Annotated in this window: 19 protein-coding genes; 12 read left to right on the forward strand and 7 right to left on the reverse strand. The window is 66.0% G+C overall.

Translation table 11 applies throughout. The annotated features are described in order from the left end of the window. Positions 1-17: 17 nt before the first annotated feature. The 6 genes from tusD (at position 18) to H040_RS01000 (ending at position 3,453) form a co-directional block, all read left to right on the forward strand. Positions 18-410 carry a sulfurtransferase complex subunit TusD gene (gene tusD, locus H040_RS00975; RefSeq protein ID WP_027919752.1) on the forward strand — a complete coding sequence of 131 codons (393 nt, stop codon included), beginning with the start codon at positions 18-20 and terminating at the stop codon, positions 408-410. Between the two features lies 1 nt (position 411). Continuing rightward, on the forward strand, positions 412-771 hold the full coding sequence (gene tusC, locus H040_RS00980; RefSeq protein WP_027919751.1) for a sulfurtransferase complex subunit TusC: 360 nt from the start codon (positions 412-414) through the stop codon (positions 769-771). Next, positions 771-1,067, forward strand: a complete 297-nt coding sequence (gene tusB, locus H040_RS00985) for a sulfurtransferase complex subunit TusB (RefSeq protein ID WP_027919750.1) — start codon at positions 771-773, stop codon at positions 1,065-1,067. Before tusC ends, tusB begins: the two co-directional genes overlap by 1 nt. Then, positions 1,064-1,399 carry a TusE/DsrC/DsvC family sulfur relay protein gene (locus H040_RS00990; RefSeq protein ID WP_027919749.1) on the forward strand — a complete coding sequence of 112 codons (336 nt, stop codon included), beginning with the start codon at positions 1,064-1,066 and terminating at the stop codon, positions 1,397-1,399. The genes tusB and H040_RS00990 overlap by 4 nt, the downstream gene beginning before the upstream one ends. Further along, entirely contained in the window at positions 1,396-2,400 is a 1,005-nt protein-coding gene (locus H040_RS00995) for a glycosyl transferase family protein (RefSeq protein ID WP_027919748.1), read from the forward strand. Before H040_RS00990 ends, H040_RS00995 begins: the two co-directional genes overlap by 4 nt. A 93-nt stretch (positions 2,401-2,493) precedes the next feature. Then, positions 2,494-3,453: a glutathione S-transferase family protein gene (locus tag H040_RS01000; protein ID WP_027919747.1), complete on the forward strand. Its 960-nt coding sequence runs from the start codon at positions 2,494-2,496 to the stop codon at positions 3,451-3,453. A gap of 35 nt (positions 3,454-3,488) precedes the next feature. On the opposite strand, the gene H040_RS01005 is transcribed toward H040_RS01000, so the two are convergent. Both H040_RS01005 and H040_RS01010 read right to left on the reverse strand, forming a co-directional pair. Then, positions 3,489-4,271: an SDR family NAD(P)-dependent oxidoreductase gene (locus H040_RS01005; protein ID WP_033696377.1), complete on the reverse strand. Its 783-nt coding sequence runs from the start codon at positions 4,269-4,271 to the stop codon at positions 3,489-3,491. An 85-nt stretch (positions 4,272-4,356) separates the two neighbouring features. Further along, on the reverse strand, positions 4,357-5,388 hold the full coding sequence (locus tag H040_RS01010) for a sigma-54-dependent Fis family transcriptional regulator (protein WP_027919745.1): 1,032 nt from the start codon (positions 5,386-5,388) through the stop codon (positions 4,357-4,359). A gap of 159 nt (positions 5,389-5,547) precedes the next feature. On the opposite strand from H040_RS01010, the gene H040_RS01015 reads away from it, so the two are divergent. After that, on the forward strand, positions 5,548-6,489 hold the full coding sequence (locus H040_RS01015) for a LysR family transcriptional regulator (RefSeq protein WP_050437235.1): 942 nt from the start codon (positions 5,548-5,550) through the stop codon (positions 6,487-6,489). Positions 6,490-6,601: 112 nt separating this feature from the next. On the opposite strand, the gene H040_RS01020 is transcribed toward H040_RS01015, so the two are convergent. The 3 genes from H040_RS01020 to H040_RS01030 are packed head-to-tail and all read right to left on the reverse strand — an operon-like array spanning position 6,602 to position 10,317. Beyond that, complete coding sequence (locus H040_RS01020; protein ID WP_050437234.1) at positions 6,602-7,393, reverse strand: SDR family NAD(P)-dependent oxidoreductase; 792 nt, start codon at positions 7,391-7,393, stop codon at positions 6,602-6,604. A 12-nt stretch (positions 7,394-7,405) separates the two neighbouring features. Continuing rightward, entirely contained in the window at positions 7,406-9,289 is a 1,884-nt protein-coding gene (locus H040_RS01025) for a TRAP transporter large permease (RefSeq protein WP_027919743.1), read from the reverse strand. Then, positions 9,286-10,317 (reverse strand): TRAP transporter substrate-binding protein, encoded by a 1,032-nt coding sequence (locus H040_RS01030; protein WP_027919742.1) that lies wholly within the window; start codon positions 10,315-10,317, stop codon positions 9,286-9,288. Before H040_RS01030 ends, H040_RS01025 begins: the two co-directional genes overlap by 4 nt. A 392-nt stretch (positions 10,318-10,709) precedes the next feature. Here H040_RS01030 and H040_RS01035 point away from each other — a divergent pair, with 392 nt between their 5' ends. The 5 genes from H040_RS01035 (at position 10,710) to H040_RS01055 (ending at position 15,793) form a co-directional block, all read left to right on the forward strand. After that, a complete protein-coding gene (locus tag H040_RS01035) occupies positions 10,710-11,879 on the forward strand; it encodes an acetyl-CoA acetyltransferase (protein ID WP_027919741.1) in 1,170 nt (389 codons plus the stop codon). Then, positions 11,876-13,456 (forward strand): acyl-CoA synthetase, encoded by a 1,581-nt coding sequence (locus H040_RS01040; RefSeq protein ID WP_081784314.1) that lies wholly within the window; start codon positions 11,876-11,878, stop codon positions 13,454-13,456. The genes H040_RS01035 and H040_RS01040 overlap by 4 nt, the downstream gene beginning before the upstream one ends. After that, positions 13,453-14,004 carry a hypothetical protein gene (locus H040_RS01045; RefSeq protein WP_027919740.1) on the forward strand — a complete coding sequence of 184 codons (552 nt, stop codon included), beginning with the start codon at positions 13,453-13,455 and terminating at the stop codon, positions 14,002-14,004. The genes H040_RS01040 and H040_RS01045 overlap by 4 nt, the downstream gene beginning before the upstream one ends. Next, positions 14,001-14,399: a PPC domain-containing DNA-binding protein gene (locus tag H040_RS01050; RefSeq protein ID WP_027919739.1), complete on the forward strand. Its 399-nt coding sequence runs from the start codon at positions 14,001-14,003 to the stop codon at positions 14,397-14,399. Before H040_RS01045 ends, H040_RS01050 begins: the two co-directional genes overlap by 4 nt. A gap of 68 nt (positions 14,400-14,467) precedes the next feature. Continuing rightward, positions 14,468-15,793 (forward strand): OprD family porin, encoded by a 1,326-nt coding sequence (locus H040_RS01055; RefSeq protein WP_027919738.1) that lies wholly within the window; start codon positions 14,468-14,470, stop codon positions 15,791-15,793. A gap of 124 nt (positions 15,794-15,917) precedes the next feature. On the opposite strand, the gene cysG is transcribed toward H040_RS01055, so the two are convergent. Together cysG and serS are read right to left on the reverse strand one after the other, a co-directional pair. Then, positions 15,918-17,309, reverse strand: a complete 1,392-nt coding sequence (gene cysG / locus H040_RS01060) for a siroheme synthase CysG (protein ID WP_027919737.1) — start codon at positions 17,307-17,309, stop codon at positions 15,918-15,920. Then, on the reverse strand, positions 17,310-18,590 hold the full coding sequence (serS, locus tag H040_RS01065; protein WP_027919736.1) for a serine--tRNA ligase: 1,281 nt from the start codon (positions 18,588-18,590) through the stop codon (positions 17,310-17,312). It abuts the gene before it with no gap. Between the last annotated feature and the right edge of the window lie 17 nt (positions 18,591-18,607).

Consider the following 18,607-nt stretch of genomic DNA (forward strand, 5'->3'; position numbering starts at 1 on the left):
CTTTGCACGAGTTATCCATGAAATTCGCTATCGCGGTTTTTTCCCCGGCCCACGCGCCCTCCTCGCGCCGCGCCTTGCGCTTCGCCGAGGCGGTGCTGGCTGGCGGGCATGAGATTGCCCGGCTGTTCTTCTATCAAGACGGGGTGCACAGCGCTTCGGCCAACGTGGTCGCCCCCCAGGATGAACAAGACATCGCCGCCCAGTGGCGTGCATTCATCGACATCAACCGGCTCGATGCGGTGGTGTGCATCGCCGCCGCGCTGCGCCGTGGTGTGCTCGACGAAGCCGAAGCCACCCGCTACCAGCGCCCGGCAGTGAACCTGCCCAAGCCGTGGGCGCTGTCTGGCCTCGGCCAGTTGCATGAAGCCGCGCAAACTGCCGACCGCCTGGTCTGCTTCGGAGGCGACTGAAATGGCCAAATCGATGTTGATCATCAGCCGCCAGGCGCCGTGGAACGGCCCGTCCGCCCGCGAAGCGCTGGATATTGCCCTGGCCGGTGGCGCGTTCGACTTGCCGCTGGCCATGCTGTTCCTTGATGACGGCGTGTTCCAACTGGCACCCGGCCAGCAACCGGCCGCCGTGCAGCAGAAGAACCTCGCCGCCAACCTGCAGGCGCTGCCGATGTTCGGCGTCGAGGAGCTGTTCGCCTGCCAGCATAGCCTGGCGCGCCGTGGCCTGGCCGCCGATGGCCTGGAGCTGCCGGTGGAGGCGCTGGACGATGGCGCCCTGAAAGCCCTGATTGCCCGTTTCGACCAAGTGGTGACGCTCTGATGCCAACCCTTCACGTGTTATCCCACTCCCCGTTCGGCGACGAGCGCCTGGACAGCTGCCTGCGCCTGCTGGACGCTGAAGACGGCGTGCTGCTGTGCGGAGACGCCGTCTACGCCCTGCGCGAAGGCAGCGACGCCCAGCGCCAGTTGCAGGTTGCCAACTTGGCACAACGCCTGTTCGCCCTCGACGAAGACCTGCAGGCCCGTGCCATCAGCAGCACGCTGGCCAAGGCCTTGGACTACCAGGCCTTCGTCGAGCTGTCGCTGCACTACGACAAGGTCAATAGCTGGCTATGAGTACGCTGAACGTTGGCGAACGCGCCATCGCCCTGGACAAGGACGGCTTTCTGGTCGACCTGCAAGACTGGTCGCACCCCGTCGCCGAGGCCCTGGCCGAGCGCGAAAGCATCGCACTGACCGCCGACCACTGGGAAATCCTCGAACTGCTGCGCCAGTTCTACGATGAGTACCAGCTGTCGCCGGCCACCCGCCCGCTGATCAAGTACACCGCGCTCAAGCTGGGCACGGAAAAGGGCAACAGCCCGCACCTCAACCGCCTGTTCAACGGCACCCCCGCCAAACTCGCCGCCAAGCTGGCGGGCCTGCCCAAGCCGACCAATTGCATATGACCGACGCCCGCCCGCTGACCCTGGAAACCCCGGCCGAACACCCGTTCGCCGAATTCGTGCGCATCCTTGGCAAAGGCAAACGCGGCGCCCGCGGCCTGACCCGCGAGGAAGCCCGCGCCGCCATGACCCTGCTGCTCGAAGGCAAAGTCGAAGACACCCAGCTGGGTGCCTTCCTGATGCTGTTGCGGCACAAGGAAGAAAGCGCCGAAGAGCTCGCCGGCTTCACCGAAGCCCTGCGCGCGCACCTGCAGGCGCCGCGCATTGCCGTGGACATCGACTGGCCGACCTACGCCGGCAAGAAGCGCCATCTGCCCTGGTACCTGCTCAGCGCCAAGTGCCTGGCCGCCAATGGCGTGCGCATCCTCATGCACGGGGGCGGCGCGCACACCGCTGGGCGCATGTATACCGAACAGTTGCTGGCACTGCTGGAAATCCCACTGTGCCGCGACTGGGCCGCGGTCAGCCAGGCCCTCGACCAGCAGCGCCTGGCATTCGCCCCGCTGCACGACTGGGCGCCGCAGCTGCAGCGGATGATTGACCTGCGCAACACCCTGGGCCTGCGCTCGCCCATCCATTCCTTGGCGCGGGTGCTCAATCCGCTGAGTGCGCGTTGTGGCCTGCAGAGCATCTTCCACCCCGGCTACCAGGCTGTGCACCGTGAAGCCAGCCGCCTGCTCGGCGACCATGCCGTAGTGATCAAGGGCGATGGTGGCGAGATCGAGGTCAATCCCGATGTCATCAGCCACCTTTACGGCACCCGCGCAGGCGAAGCCTGGGATGAGGAATGGCCGGCGCTCAGCGAACGCCGCCACGTGAAGCCCCCCAGCCTGCAGCCCGAGCAGTTGCAGGCAGTGTGGCGCGGCGAGGCAGAAGACAGCTACGGCGAAATGGCCGTGGTGGCGACCATGGCCCTGGCGCTGCGTGGTCTGGGGCAAGATCGCGAACAGGCATTCACCACCGCACGTGGCTATTGGGCCGCACGAAACCAATCGAATAACTAGATGGTTAGAGGGCATTCTTTGCGCTAGTTGTTCGAACGATTTCCCCTAGACTGGGCTCCAACGACAAACAATTTTGTTTCCGAGGAGCTCATCATGGGCCTTTTGATCGACGGCCGCTGGCACGACCAGTGGTATGAAAACGGCAAGGACGGCACCTTCAAACGCGAAAACGCCCAGCGTCGCAACCCACTGCCCGCCCCCGAAGCCGGTCGCTATCACCTGTACGTTTCGCTGGCCTGCCCATGGGCCCACCGCACCCTGATCTTGCGCGCACTCAAAGGCCTTGAGCCACTGATCGATGTGTCGGTGGTCAGCTGGCTGATGCAGGACCATGGCTGGACCTTCGACCAACAGCAAGGCTCCAGCGGCGACCACCTCGATGCCCTGCAGTACCTGCACCAGCGCTACACCCAGGACGACCCGCACTACACCGGCCGCGTGACCGTGCCCGTGCTGTGGGACAAGCAAGAAAAGCGCATCGTCAACAACGAGTCGTCAGAGATCATCCGCATCTTCAACAGCGCGTTCAACGAGCTGACCGGCAACACGCTGGACCTGTATCCCGAGCCGCTGCGCCCGGCCATCGAGGCGTTGAACGAACGTATCTACCCGGCCGTGAACAACGGCGTGTACCGCGCAGGCTTCGCCACCACGCAGGATGCCTATGAGGCTGCCTTCGATGAGGTGTTCAACGAACTGGATCACCTGGAAGACCTGCTGAGCCGCAATCGCTACCTGGCGGGCGAGTACCTGACCGAGGCCGATGTGCGCCTGTTCACCACCCTGGTGCGTTTCGATGCGGTGTACCACGGCCACTTCAAGTGCAACCTGCGCCGCCTGAGCGACTACCACAACCTGTCCAACTGGCTGCGTGAGCTGTACCAGTGGCCGGGTGTGGCCAGCACCGTGAACATGGAGCACATCCAGAAGCACTACTACATGAGCCACAAGACCATCAACCCGAACGGCATCGTGCCCAAGGGCCCGTTGCAGGACTTCAACCAGCCCCATGACCGGGAACGCTTGGCGGGCAAAGGGATCTGGCAGGCTTGAAATGGCCGGGGTCGCTTTGCGGCCCCGACGCTCTATCAGTCGCGCATGAAGCCACCATCCACATCCATGATTTCCCCGGTCACGAACCCCGCCTCGGCCGACGCCAGGAAGCACACCGCCGCCGCAATATCCCGCGGTGTTCCCGCCCGCCCAAGCGGCATCTGTGCCAGCACCTGAGCCCTGGCCTGCGGCGCCAACACGCTGGTCATCTCGGTATCGGTCAAGGCGGGCGATACGGCATTGACCGTGATGTCGTAAGGCCCCGCCTCGCGCGCCAGGCCCTTGGTCAGGGCGATCACCGCGCCCTTGGCCGCCGCGTAGCAACTGTTGCCCAACAACCCGCCGCCACGCTTGCCAGCCACCGAGGCGATATTGATGATGCGCCCGCCACGCCGCGCCATCATGCCCGGCAGCACGGCCTTGGCGCAGAAGAACACGCTGTTGAGGTCGATGGCCATCACCCGGTTCCACTCCGCCGTGGTCACTTCCAGCAGCGGCGCGGTGGAGACGATCCCGGCGTTGTTGACCAGGATGTCGACGCCACCCAGCTGCGCCTCGACCTGCTCGACCATCGCCTGCACCTGCGCCTCGTCGGCCACATCAACCCCCACGCCAATCGCCTCGACGCCCTGTTCGCGCAAGCGCGCAGCAGCCAGTTCGGCAGCGTCCGGGTCCAGGTCGCACAGCGCGACCCGCGCCCCGCCATACCCCAGCGCCGCAGCAATGGCGTGGCCGATGCCTCGGGCGGCGCCGGTAACCAGCGCGGTGCGCCCGGCCAGGGTGAAATTCAGTGCAGCGTGCACGGCAGTGTTGCTCATGGTGGTTATCCCTTCAAAAGGCCGTAGCCAGGCGCGCCCTCTTCATGGCAAAGGGCGTTGGTCGTATGTGCGAACGAGAACGGGCTCAGGCGGTACCGCAGGCCCCCAGTGCCAGCTGTTCCTTGAGCGGCGGGATGTCCAGCCGACGCATCACCCGGTACAGCGAGGGCCGGCAGATACCCAGCTCGCGAGCGGCGGCAGACATGTTCCAGCGGCATGCCTGGAGGGTGCCGAGCACGTCGGCGCGCTCATCGCCCTGTTGCGCCGGGCGGCGGATCGGGGTGATGTTGGCCGGCAGCGGGCGCGGCGCCTGGCACTGCCCGAGGAAGTCCAGCGGCAGGTCGCAGCGCTGGATGCGCGCGCCTTCCATCACCGCGCAGGCGTAGCGCACTACCGCGCGCATCTGGCGCAGGTTCCCGGGCCACGGGTGCGCCAGCAGCAGCGCCCAGACTTCGCTCAGCACCTGGCGTGGGTCGCAGCCTGGCAGCTCGTAGGCGACCATGTTGCACAGCAGCTCGCCGCGGTCATTGCGCTCGCGCAGCGGCGGCAGCTCCACTACGCCAGTGGCGATGCGATAGAACAAGTCTTCACGGAAGCTGCCATCGGCCACCCGCGCCGCCAGGTCCTGGTGCGTGGCGCAGACCAGGGCGAAGTTCACCGGCACGCTGCGCTCGGCGCCCAGAGGGGTCACTTCGCGTTCGGCAATTACCCGCAGCAGTCGGGTCTGCTGCTCGAACGGCATGTCGCCGATTTCATCGAGAAACAGTGTGCCGCCATCGGCCTGCTGCACCTTGCCCTTCTTGCCCCCCGGCAGTGCACCGGAGAAGGCGCCACGGCTGTAGCCGAACAGCTCGCTTTCGATCAGCGTCTCGGGGATGGACGCGCAATTCAGCGCCACCAGCTGGGCGGCGCGGCGCTGGCTGTGGGCATGCAGGGCGCGGGCGAGGATCTCCTTGCCGGTACCGGTCTCGCCGCGGATCAACACGGCGATGCCACGCTCCATCAGGCGCAGCGCACGGCGGAAGGCCTGGCGCACCAGCGGGTCGCTGTCATGGGCGATATCACATTCGGGAACAGCGGGCAGGCCAGGGCGAACAGGGTCGGTCAAAGCGGTCATTAGCGTCACCTTTTTCTTGTTCTATAGCTTGTGACTATGCCGGCGGGCGGCGCTTGTGGCGCCGCCGGGGCCGAAGGGGTGTTGCAGGTTCACATTAGGGAGGCACAGTTATATTTTCCAATACATAATCAAGCATCGACTGATACCTTTGAGAGCATCATGATCGAACTGCGCCACCTTCAGTACTTCCGCACCCTGGCCGAAACCCTGCATTTCGGCCGCGCCGCCGAACGGCTGCACATCTCCCAACCGCCGCTGTCACGGCAGATCGCGTTGCTGGAGGAAGAGCTGGGGGTCAAGCTGTTCGACCGCTCGCGCCGGCGGGTGGAGCTGACCGAGGCCGGCCAGCGCTTCTACCTCGACACCGGCACGGTGTTCGCCGCTTTTGAACAGGCCAAGCGCAATGCCCTGGCTGCAGCGCGGGGGGCGGCGGGCGAATTGTCGGTGGGGTTCATGATGTCCACGGCCTACAGCATCACCCCGGCCATTACCCGGCGCTATGCTGCGCTGTATCCGCAGGTGAACCTCAAGCTCACCGAAACCTTGCCGCTGGACCTGGCCCAGGACATCAGCAGCGGCAACAAGGATGTGGCGATCATGTACCGCCCGCAGGATTGCACGGGCCTTGAGACGGTCACGCTGTATCGCGAGGAAATGACCCTGGTGCTGCCCCCCGGCCACCGCCTGGCCTGGCAAGCGCTGGTGGAGCCGCGCGAACTGGCTGACGAGACCTTCATCATCGTGCCCCGGCGCATCGCCCCTGCCCTGCACGACATGATCTGCGGCTACTGCCTGCAGCACGGGGTAACGCCAAACATCGGCCTGGAGATCAACATGCAGCAAACCATCGTCAACCTGGTCGGCGAAGGCCTGGGGGTGGCCATCGTGCCGCGTTCGATGCGCAACATGCGCCTGGCCAGCACCAGTTTCCGGCCCTTGCGCGAAGCCCCGGTGATCGAGGTGGTGGCGGTGTGGAAGGCCGACAACCACAACCCGTGCATCGCCACCTTCGTCGAAACTGCGCTGCAAGCCGGCGAACAGGCGACGCGGGAAGACGAGGCGCGGCGCCAGACAGAAGACTGCCCCCCCTACGTGCTCTAACAAGCTGGCGCGCTCCCTGTAGGAGCGGCTTTAGCCGCGAACACCGGCACAGCCGGTGCCAAGCACCGCGTTGGATTCATCGCTGCTAAACCCGCTCCCACAGGGGTCCGCTTCAGATCTCCAGAATCCCCGACGCCATGAACCCGCCATCCACCGGGATCACATGCCCGCTGATGTACGACGCATCCTCCGACGCCAGAAACGCCACCGCTCCAGCCATCTCCGCCGGCGTGCCGTAGCGCCGCAACGGCACCGCCCGGGCGTACGACTCGCGGGTCGCCGCCGAGTGCAAGGTGCGCGTCAGTGGCGTGTCCACAGGCCCTGGGGCGATGCCGTTGACAGTAATGCCATGCTCGGCCAGCTCGATGGCCATCTGCCGGGTCAGGCCGATCACCGCCGCCTTTGACGTGCCATAAGCAGTGCGCCCCATGCTGGCGCGCATGCCGCTGATCGAGGCCACGTTGATGATCCGCCCCCAGCCCTGCTCGCGCATCAACTGCGCCGCCTGCTGGCTGCACAGCAAAGTGCCGGTGAGGTTGACATTCATCAGCCGCTGCCAGCCCTCCAGTTCAGTGTCCAGGAATGCTTGCGTGCGGGCGATGCCGGCATTGTTGACCAGCACATCGCAACGCCCGCAGCGCTCGCGCAGGGTGTCGAACAGCGCGCTGATCGACGCTGCATCACCGATGTCGATGGCCAGGGCCAGGGCATCGATGCCTTGGGCTTGCAGGCCGGCGACCATCTCCTCGGCGGCCTTGAGGTTGATGTCGGCCACTACCACCGTATGGCCGTCATACCCCAGGCGTTCGGCAATGGCCGCACCGATGCCCATGGCGGCACCGGTCACCAGGGCCACGCGTCCGTGGGCGGATACAGGCAAAGTCGTTTTCGCAGCTTGGCTCATGTCAGGGCTCTCTCAGAGGAAACCGATGGAAATCCACGGGAAACAGGCAACGACCGCCAGCGCCACCAGCAGCGCGCCGAGGTAACCCCAGACGCGGCGGATAACGTGGTCGGAAGAGGTCTTGCTGATGGCGCAGGCGGCATAGAAGCCCACCCCCAGCGGCGGTGCGAACAGCCCCACACCCATGGCCAGGATCACCACCATGGCGTAGTGCACCGGGTGAATGCCGAGCAGCTCGGCCAAAGGGAACATCAACGGGCCGAACAGCACGATGGCGGGGATGCCCTCCAGCACGCTGCCGAGGATCAGGAAGGTGAGGATGGTCACCACCATGAAGCCGATGACGCCGCCGGGAATGTCCTCGATCAGCTCCACCAGCGACTGCGAAAAGCCCGACTGGGTCAGCGCCCAGGCCATCGACGAAGCCATGCCGATGATCAGCAGGATCGCCCCCGACAGCGCCGCCGCTTCCAGCAGCATCGGGTACAGCCGGCGCCATTCGATATGGCGCATGAACAGGTGCATCACCAGGCCCACCAGCACCACGTAGGCCACGCCGATGGTCGATACCTCGGTGGCAGTGGCCGCCCCTTCCAGCACCGCCACGCGAATCAGCAGCGGCAGCGCCAGCGCTGGCAAGGCAATCAGGAAGGTCTTGGCCACCCGCGACAGCGGTGCACGCTCGATGGCCGGGCGTTCATCCTTGCGCGAGCGCCACCAGCACACCACCGCAATGGCCAGGGTCGCCACCACCGCCGGCATCAGCCCGCCGATGAACAGCGCGGTGATCGAGACGCTGCACACCGCGCCGATGGTGATCAGCACCAGGCTCGGCGGAATGGTCTCGGTCATCGCCCCGGTGGCCGACAGCAGCGCCGCCAGCTCTTCGGGCTTGGAACCGCGGCGTTTCATTTCCGGGAACAGCGCCGGGGCCACGGCGGCCATGTCGGCGACCTTGGAGCCAGAGATCCCCGACACCAGGAACATCGCCCCCAGCAGCACGTATTGCAGGCCGCCGCGCACATGGCCGAGCAGCGAGGCCATGAAGTCGATCAACGTGCGCGCCATGCCCGACAGTTGCAACACCACGCCCAGCAACACGAACAGCGGCACGGCCAGCAGCACCATGTGCGACATGCCTTCATCCATGCGCCCGACCACGATCGACAGCGGCGCATGGGTTGCCAGCGCCAGGTAGGCCATGGTCGCGGTGCCGAAGGCGAATGCGATGGGGATGCCGCCGAACACGCAGGCACCCAGCAGCACCAGGAAGAACACCACCAGGTTGTAGTTGCCCATGGCCGCCAGCAGCGGCTGGGCCAACCACAGTGCCGCCGCCACCGTGCCGACCACGGCCAGCCCGGCCATGAACTGGCGCACCGTGGAGTAGCGTGCCATGCGCGCCACTGCCGCCAGCAGCATCAGCACCGCGCCCACCGGCAAGGCCGCCGCGCGTACGCCATCGGGGATGCCCAGCGCCGGGGTGGTGATCCACATCTGCTCGTGGGAATGCTGCATGGCCGGCGAGATGATCATGGCCACGAACAGGCAGACGATCAGCGCCGACAGCGTCTCGCTGAAGCCACGCCAGGCGTCGGGCAGCTTGTTCACCAGCGCCGACATGCGCATGTGCTCGCCTCGGTCCAGCGCCAGCACCGCGCCGAACATCGCCAGCCAGATGAACAGCGACGAGGCCAGCTCGTCGGACCAGATCAGCGGGCTGTGCAACACGTAGCGGGCAATCACCCCCGCCAACAGCACGAAGGTCTCGATCACCATCAAGGCGACCGCAATCACGCCTACCAGGCGCATGGCCCAGCTGTTGAGGCAGATCAGCACCCGGGCCGGCAGGCGCTGCGAAACGGTGGAGGCCGGTAGCGCTGGGGCGCGCATCATGCCAGCTTCCCGGAAAACTGCTCGAGGATGGCCCAGGCCTGCTCGCCGAACTTGTCGTGCCAGTCGGCGTAGTAGTTGGCGCTGCGCAGCTTGTCACGGAAGGCATCGGCCGGCGCTTCCACCAACTCCAGGCCCTGCCCCTTCAAGGTATCGCGGGTGCTGCCTTCGAGCTTGGCGAGGTCTTCGCGCTGGCCCATCACCGCTGCGTCGATATGCTTGCGCAAAATCGCCTGCATGTCCGCTGGCAGCCGGGCGAACGAGGCGCTGTTGCCGAGCATCCAGAAGCCGTCCCACACATGGTTGGTCAGTGAGCAGTACTTCTGCACTTCGTACAGCTTGGCCGAGGACACCAGGGTCATGGGGTTCTCTTGGCCTTCGACGATGCGCGTCTGCAGCGCCGAGTACACTTCGGCGAAGTTGATGCTCGTTGGCGCCGCTTCCAGGGCGCGGAAGATCGACATGATGATCGGGCTCGGCGGCACCCGCAGCTTCATGCCGCGCAGGTCGTCGGGGCTGGCCACCGGCCGGGTGCTGGTGGTGGTGACGCGAAAGCCGTTGTCCCACATGCGGTCGAACGCGAACAGCGTGCCGGTCTTGGCGATTTCACCGCGCACATGCTCGCCGAGCGCGCCGTCCATGGCACTCCACACCTGCTGGTAGTCCTTGAAGGCAAAGCCCACGGCGCTGATCTGCACCGACGGCACCATGGTGCCGAGGATCACCGGTGACAACGAGAACAGGTCCACCGCACCGGAGCGCACCTGGGCCAGGGTGTCGGTGTCGCTGCCCAGCTGGCTGCTGGGGAACACCTGCACGGTCAGCGCGCCGTTGGTTTCCTCCTTGATCGCCTTGGCCATGGCCCGGGCGCGTACGTTCATCGGGTGGCTGATGGGCAGGTTGTTGGCGAACTTGAGTTTGAAATCGGCAGCGCGCGTGTTGCTGCTGTACAGGCCCAGGCCGGCGGCGGCGACCGCGGCCGATGCCATGGAGGCCGTCTTGATGAAGGAACGGCGGGTGAAATCGCTCATGTAGCTCTCCTGACCTATTTGTTCTTATTGATCGAGTGGGATAAGGCGATGGTGACAGTGACTTAGCAATAGGGGTGCCACCCTTGGCTGGCCGAGCGAAACGGTGCTCGCGCCAGCCTTGATCAGGGCCTAAGCCACTGTTTCACAAGGCATCTGCCAGAGCAGGCGGCGTTGTATCAATTTGTGATGCGGCGCCGGTAGCGCCCCTCGGGGTGTAACAGGTGTCTCCCTGACCTGTCGCCCAGGCCATCAGGGCGACACCTGTAGCACCCACCTGCTACCTGCCGACACCCTCGCCAACGGCCACAAAAGCACGGCCCAGACGCCTTGCCAAGGGGCTGGCACCGTTCTTGCCATCGACCTCGCAAACCCATCGAGCGAGGACTCACCTCATGGATTCACCCCTGATCAGCGGCTGGTACCACGCCCCTTTCGGCAAGTTTCCCGATATCGACCCCGAGCGCATGCTGGCTGACGCCGCCCTCGGCGCGCTGGCCCACGCCAGGCTTGATCCAGAACAGATCCACTCGGTACATGTCGGCCACTTCAACGCCGGGTTCCTGTACCAGGACTTCCCCTCTGCGCTGCTCGCCAACCATATCCCGGCCCTGCGCTTCACCCCGGCGGTGCGGGTGGAAAACGCCTGCTCCACCGGTTCCGCGGCCATCCACTCGGCCTTGCAGGCAGTGCTCAGCGGCCAGTCCCGGCATGCACTGGTCGTCGGTTTCGAAAAGATGAACAGCCTGCCCACCGCCGAGGTCGGCAAGATCCTGCTCAAGTGCTGCTACGCCCGTGAGGAAGCGGATATCGAGAGCGGCTTCGCCGGGGTATTCGGCAATATCGCCAGCGCCTACTTCGCGCGTTATGGCGACCAGTCCGACGCTCTGGCGATGATCGCCGCCAAGAACCACGCCAACGGCGCCCTCAACCCGTACGCCCACATGCGCCGTGACGTCGGCTTCGAGTTCTGCCGCACGCCCTCGGAGAAAAACCCCTTCGTCGCCGGCCCGCTCAAGCGCAGCGACTGCTCGCTGATCAGCGATGGCGCCGCAGCACTGGTGATCAGCCGTGCCGACCAGCACCGCAGCGATGGCCCCGCGGTGCGCTTTCGTGCGGCGGTGCAAGTCAACGACTACCTGCCGCTGTCGCGCCGCGACCCCACGGTGTTCGAAGGCGCGGCGCGGGCCTGGCAGCAGGCGCTGACCCAGGCACGGCTGACCCTCGATGACCTGTCGCTGGTGGAGACCCACGACTGCTTCACCATCGCCGAGCTGCTCGAATACGAGGCCATGGGCCTGGCCGAACGTGGCCAGGGCGCAAGGGTGATCGCCGAGGGCATCAGCCGCAAGGACGGCCGCCTGCCCATCAACCCGTCCGGTGGGCTCAAGTCCAAGGGCCACCCGATCGGCGCCACCGGGGTGTCGATGCACGTGATGGCGGCCATGCAGCTCAGCGGCGAGGCCCGTGACATGCAACTGCCCCGCGCCGACCGCGCCGGGGTGTTCAACATGGGCGGCGCGGCCGTCACCAACTACGTGAGCATCCTGGAGGCCGTGCTATGACCGGTATCGACAACGTGATGAACCTCGGTGAGCTGCTGGCCCAGGTGGCCCGCCGCTTGCCCGAGCAGCCGGGCTTCATCCGCGGCGAACAGCGGGTATCGTGGCGCCAGCTGCTGCAGCGCGTCGACAGCGTCGCCGCCGCCCTGCGTGCACGGGGCCTGGGCAAGGGCGACCGGCTGCTGGTGCATGCGCGCAACAACCTGCAACTGTTCGAAAGTGCCTGGGTGGCGTTTCGCCTTGGCGTGGTCTGGGTGCCGACCAACGTGCGTATCACCCCGCCCGAAGCCGCTTACCTGGGCAGTTCCAGCGGCGCAGTGGCGATGCTCTACGACGAAGGCTTCGGTCATTACGTCGACGCCGTGCGCGCGGCTTCCCCTGCCTTGCAGACAGTCATCGCCATCGGCAGCCCACGCTGCGGCGAACTGGGCTACGACGCCTTGCTCGATGAGGGCGCGCCGCTGCAGGCGGCCTTCCGCCCGGCCGAGGTGCACTATCACGACCCGCTGTGGTTCTTCTACACCTCCGGCACCACCGGCCACCCCAAGGCCGGTGTGCTCACCCACGGCCAGATGGCCTTCGTCGTCAACAACCACCTGGCCGACCTGATGCCCGGGCTGAGCCAGCAGTCGCGCTCGCTGGTGCTCGCCCCGCTGTCCCATGGCGCCGGCATCCACGCCCTGGTCAACGTCGCCCGCGGCGCAGCCTGCGTGTTGCCAGCCGGCGAGCGGCTGGACTGCGACGAAGCCTGGCGGCTGGTGCAGGAGCATCGCATCGACAACCTGTTTACAGTGCCGACCATCGTCAAGATGCTCACCGAAGACCCGGCCGTTGACCGCTACGACCACAGCAGCCTGCGCTACGTGATCTATGCCGGCGCGCCGATGTACCGCGCCGACCAGTGCCACGCCCTGCGCACCCTGGGCAAGGTGCTGGTGCAGTATTACGGCCTGGGCGAGGTAACCGGCAACATCACCGTGCTGCCGGCCGACTGCCACCACGCCGAGGATGGCCCGCAGGCCAAGGTCGGCTCCTGTGGCTACCCGCGCACCGGCATGCAGGTGGCGATCCTCGACGAGCACGGCACCGAATTGCCCAGCGGCAGCGACGGCGAAATCTGCGTGCGCGGCCCGGCGGTGTTTGCCGGCTACTACAACAACCCCGAAGCCAACGCTGCTTGCTTCCGCCATGGCTGGTTCCACACGGGCGACCTCGGCCATGTCGACGATCAGGGTTACCTGTTCATCACCGGCCGCGCTTCAGACATGTACATCTCCGGCGGCTCCAACGTGTACCCACGGGAGATCGAAGAAGCGCTGTTGACCCACCCGGCAGTCACCGAGGTAGCGGTGCTGGGGATGCCCGACGAGAAATGGGGTGAGTGTGGCTGCGCGGTGATCGTCACCACCGCCGAGGTCAGCGACGAACAGCTGCTGGCTCACCTTGAACCGCGCCTGGCGCGTTACAAGTGGCCCAAGCGCTTCGTGCGCTGGCACGAAATGCCGAAGTCCGGCTACGGCAAGATCGTCAAGAAGCACATCCGCGCGCTGCTCGAAGCGGGCCAGGAGCAGCCGGCATGACACCGCACTTCGAAACCCGTGGCGGCGTGCGCCACTTCATCCATGGCGGCCTGCCGCAGCAGCCGCGCCTGCTCGATTGCGAGGTGGCGCACAGCCAGGAACTGCGCGTCGAGCTGCCGCTGGCCTGCAATGTCGCCGAAGGCCTGCTGGCCGTGCTGCACGGTTGCCGCTACCAGAGCGCGGTGGGGCGCATCCTCTGTGGTGGCGCGGCGCACCTGAGTTACCACCGCATGGTCACCACCCGCGATAGCCAGCGCCCTTACGACTACGGCCAGCCGGTGGTGCTGGACGGCTACATCACCTTCATCAGCGGCGCCCTTACCGTCGGCCGCGATGCCGGTGGCGCGCCGCTGCTGCACTGCCACGCTGGTTTCATCGACCGCGACGGGCAACAGCACGGCGGCCACCTGGTGCTCAACCGGCTGATCGTCGGCAGCGAGCCGCTGGTGCTGCGCCTGTGCCTGTTCGACCAGGTGGCCTACCAAGTGCAGCCGGATGCCGAAACCCAGTTCAACCTGTTGCACCCCGTGCTCAAGGAGGCCTCATGACCCTTGCTCCAAACAGCGCCGAGTCGCACGTGCAGAGCGGCCAGCTGGGCCGCCTGGTGGTCGCCCGGCTCAAGCCCAACGAAGACATCATCGACAGCGCCGAGGCGCTCTGTGCCAGCCACGGCATCAACTGCGCCGTGGTCCGTGGCGGTCTAGGCAGCCTGATCGACGGCGAGCTGCACTACCTTGGCCGCCAGGGCATGCAGGATATCCATGTGCCGGGCCCGGGCATCGAGATCCTCAGCCTCAGCGGCGAGGTCATCGCCGGGCAGAGCCGCCTGCAGGCCGTACTTGCCGATGCCGACGGCAACATCTTCGCCGGCCGCCTGCAGCGTGGCCGCAACCTCTCGTTCATCACGGTCGAGCTGACCCTGCAGGAATGGCTGCCCGACTGAGCCACCGCTGCACCACGCCCTTTGCGCCCGGACGTTTCGGGCGCCCTTACGCCTTCAGGAAAACAACAATGACAAGAAAGCCACGCGCGCACCTGTACCTGCTCACCGCCAGCACCTTCGCACTGCCCGCAGCCCAGGCCGCATTCATCGAGGATGGCAAGGCCAACCTCAACCTGCGCAACTACTACTTCAACAACGACTTCCGCGACCGCCCAGGGTCAGCCGGGCAGAGCAAGACCGCCGAATGGGCCCAAGGCTTCGTGCTCGACTACAAGTCCGGCTTCACCGACGGTACCGTCGGCTTTGGCCTCGACGCCCTGGGCATGCTCGGCGTACGCCTGGACGGTGGCGCCGGCAACCACCGCGGCAGCTCGATGATCCCCGACGACAGCGATGGCAGCGCCGTGGATGAGTGGAGCCGGCTGGGGCTGACCGGCAAACTGCGTTTTTCGCAGACCGAAGCGCGCTACGGCACTTTGCAGCCGAAGCTGCCAATCCTGGTGGCCAACGACGGCCGGGTGCTGCCGCAAACCTTCGAAGGCGGCATGATCAGCTCGAAAGAAATTGACGGCCTGACCTTGATCGGTGGCCGCCTGGAGCACACCACCGGCCGCGGCTCGACCAACCGCTCAGGCCTGGCCGTGGCGGGCGGCACCCGCCAGAGCAACGAATTCCTTTTCGCTGGCGCGGACTACCAGCTGACGCGCGACCTCAAGCTGCAGTACTACGCAGCGCAACTGCAGGACTACTACATCCAGCACTTTGCCGGCCTGGTGCACACTTGGGCGCTGGCCGACGACCAGTCGCTGACCACCGACCTGCGCTACTTCAAGACCGATGCCCACGGGCGCAACGACTCGGCCAGCGGCCGCGCGGCGGGCTACCAGGCCAGTGGCCTGGGTGATACGCCGGGCAAGATCGACAACGACACCTGGAGCGCGATGTTCACTTACGCCCTCGGCGGCCACGCCGTGCTGCTGGGCCACCAACGGGTGTCCGACAGTGGCAACTTCGTTCAGCTGAACCAGGGCAATACCGGCGAAGGTGCCGCCGGGTCAAGCATCTACCTGTTTACCGACCGCCTGGTGACCAGTTTCACTCGTGCGGGCGAGCGCACCACCTTTGGCCAGTACAGCTACAACTTCGCAGCGCTGGGCGTGCCGGGTCTGGTGGCTTCGGTGGCGTACCTGAAGGGCACCAACATCCGCATGGCGTCCGGGGGAGACGAGAAGGAATGGGAGCGTGACATCGCCCTGGACTACGTGGTGCAGAGCGGGACGTTCAAAGGGCTGGGCTTTAGCTGGCGCAACGGCATGCTGCGCAGCGGGGTGCCCAGTGAGTGGGACCAGGATCAGAACCGGCTGACGGTGAGCTATTCGGTGCCGCTGTTCTAGCTTGAGATTGCAGGGGGCGCTCTGCGGTCCATCGCCGGCAAGCGCGGCTCCCACAGTTCAGGTCTGCACCGTCTTGCAGGAGCCGCGCTTGCCGGCGATGGGCTGCGAAGCAGCCCCGACGATTTCAGCTGTTTTGCGAACCTTCGAACCACGCCAGCTTTTCACGCAGTTGCACCACTTCCCCGACAATCACCAGGGTCGGCGCATGCACTTCATGCTCGGCCACCAGCTGCGGCAGGTCCGCCAAAGTACCGGTAAACACCCGCTGATTGCGCGTAGTCCCCTGCTGCACCAAGGCCGCCGGCGTACTGGCCGCCCGCCCATGGCGAATCAACTCGGCACAGATGGTCGGCAACCCCACCAGCCCCATGTAGAACACCAGGGTCTGGGCCGGCGCCACCAGGTCATGCCAAGGCAGATTGCTGGTGCCGTCCTTGAGGTGCCCGGTGACGAAGCGCACCGACTGGGCATAGTCACGGTGAGTCAGCGGAATACCGCCATAAGCGGAACACCCACTGGCCGCGGTAATGCCCGGCACCACCTGGAACGGGATACCTTGCTCGGCCAGCTCTTCGATTTCTTCGCCACCCCGGCCGAAGATGAACGGGTCACCGCCCTTGAGGCGCAATACACGCTTGCCCTGCTGGGCGAGGTCGACCAGCAGGCGGTTGATCTGGTCCTGCGGCACGGCATGGTCGGCGCGGCGCTTGCCGACGTAGATACGCTCGGCATCACGCCGGCACATCTCGATGATGGCCGGTGCCACCAGGCGGTCGTACAGCACCACATCGGCCTGCTGCATCAGGCGCAAGGCACGGAAGGTCAGCAAGTCCGGATCACCCGGCCCAGCACCCACCAGATAAACCTCGCCGCCCTGCTGCACTGGAGCACCCTCGACCATCGCCTGCAACAGGCGTTCGGCCTCGGCGCCCTGCCCGGCCAGCTGGCGCTCGGCAATCGGCCCTTGGAAAACCGTTTCCCAGAAGCCGCGGCGTTGATTGACGTCCGGGTACAAGGCTTTGACCTTGTGCCGGAAGCGCGCAGCCAGCCCGGCCAGTTCGCCATAGGCCGACGGGATCCAGGCCTCCAGCTTGGCGCGGATCAACCGCGCCAGCACCGGGGCGTCACCGCCACTGGACACCGCGATCACCAAGGGTGAACGGTCGACGATCGCCGGGAAGATCACCGTGCACAGGGCCGGCGCATCCACCACGTTGACCGGCAGGCTCAGCGCCTGCGCATCGGCCGACACCTGGGCGTTGAGCCCAGGGTCGTCGGTGGCCGCGATTACCAGCCGGCAGCCGACCAGGTCGGCCGCCTGATAGCCACGCACCAGCACCTCACCGCCAGCTTCCCGTGCCAACGCGGCCAGCTGGCCATCGATGTCCGGCGCCACCACGCGCAGCACGGCGCCGGCATCGGCCAGCAGGCGCGCCTTGCGCAGGGCGATCTCACCGCCGCCGACGACCAGTACCCGGCCGCCCTGCAGCTTGTGGAACAGCGGCAGGTAATCCATTTAGCGGATGACCTCGACGCCGCCCATGTACGGCTTCAGCACGTCCGGTACGCGGATCGAACCGTCAGCCTGCTGGTAGTTTTCCAGCACGGCCACCAGGGTACGGCCTACGGCCAGGCCGGAGCCATTGAGGGTATGCACCAGCTCCGGCTTGCCGGTTTCCGGGTTACGCCAGCGGGCCTGCATGCGGCGCGCCTGGAAGTCACCGCAGTTGGAGCAGGAGCTGATCTCGCGGTACTTGTCCTGGCTCGGCACCCACACTTCGAGGTCGTAGGTCTTCACGGCGCCGAAGCCCATGTCGCCGGTGCACAGGGCCAGTACGCGGTACGGCAGCTCCAGCAACTGCAGCACGCGCTCGGCGTTGGCGGTCAAGCCTTCCAGGGCTTCCATCGACTTGGACGGCTCGACCACCTGGACCATCTCGACCTTGTCGAACTGGTGCTGGCGGATCATGCCGCGGGTGTCACGGCCCGACGCACCGGCTTCACTACGGAAGCACGGGGTGTGGGCGACCAGCTTGAGTGGCAGTTGCTTGGCATCGAGGATCTGCTCGGCGACCAGGTTGGTCAGCGACACTTCGGCAGTCGGGATCAGGTAGAAGTCAGCTTCGCCATCGCGAGTGATCTTGAACAGGTCCTCCTCGAACTTCGGCAGCTGGCCGGTGCCCTGCAGGGCCGGTGCCTGCACCAGGTAAGGGGTGTAGTGCTCTTCGTAGCCATGCTCACCGGTGTGCAGGTTGATCATGAACTGCGCCAGGGCGCGATGCAGGCGGGCGATTGGCCCACGCAGCACGGCAAAGCGCGCACCAGAAAGCTTGGCCGCGGCTTCGAAGTCCAGGCCACCGCTGATTTCACCCAGGGCGACGTGGTCCTTGATCTCGAAATCGAAGCTAGCCGGCGTGCCCCAGCGGCGCACTTCGACGTTGTCGTCTTCGCTGGCACCGACCGGTACGCTGGCGTCCGGCAGGTTGGGGATGGTCAGCAGGATGCCGTCCAGTTCGGCCTGGATACCATCCAGTTCACTCTTGCCGGCGGCCAGTTCGTTGGCCATGCGCTCGACGTCTGCCATCAGCGGGGCGATGTCTTCGCCCTTGGCCTTGGCCTGGCCGATCGACTTGGAACGGGCGTTACGCTCGGCCTGCAGCTGCTCGGTGCGGGTCTGCACCGCCTTGCGGCGCTCTTCCAGTGATTCGATGCGCGCGACATCCAGGCTGAAGCCACGGGAGGCCAGGCGATCCGCCACTTCCTGAAGTTGGCCGCGTAACAGTTTGGAATCGAGCATATCGTTCTCTCGTTATG

Source organism: Pseudomonas sp. URMO17WK12:I7, from assembly GCF_003269045.1.
Classification (GTDB): Bacteria; Pseudomonadota; Gammaproteobacteria; order Pseudomonadales; family Pseudomonadaceae; genus Aquipseudomonas; species Aquipseudomonas putida_J.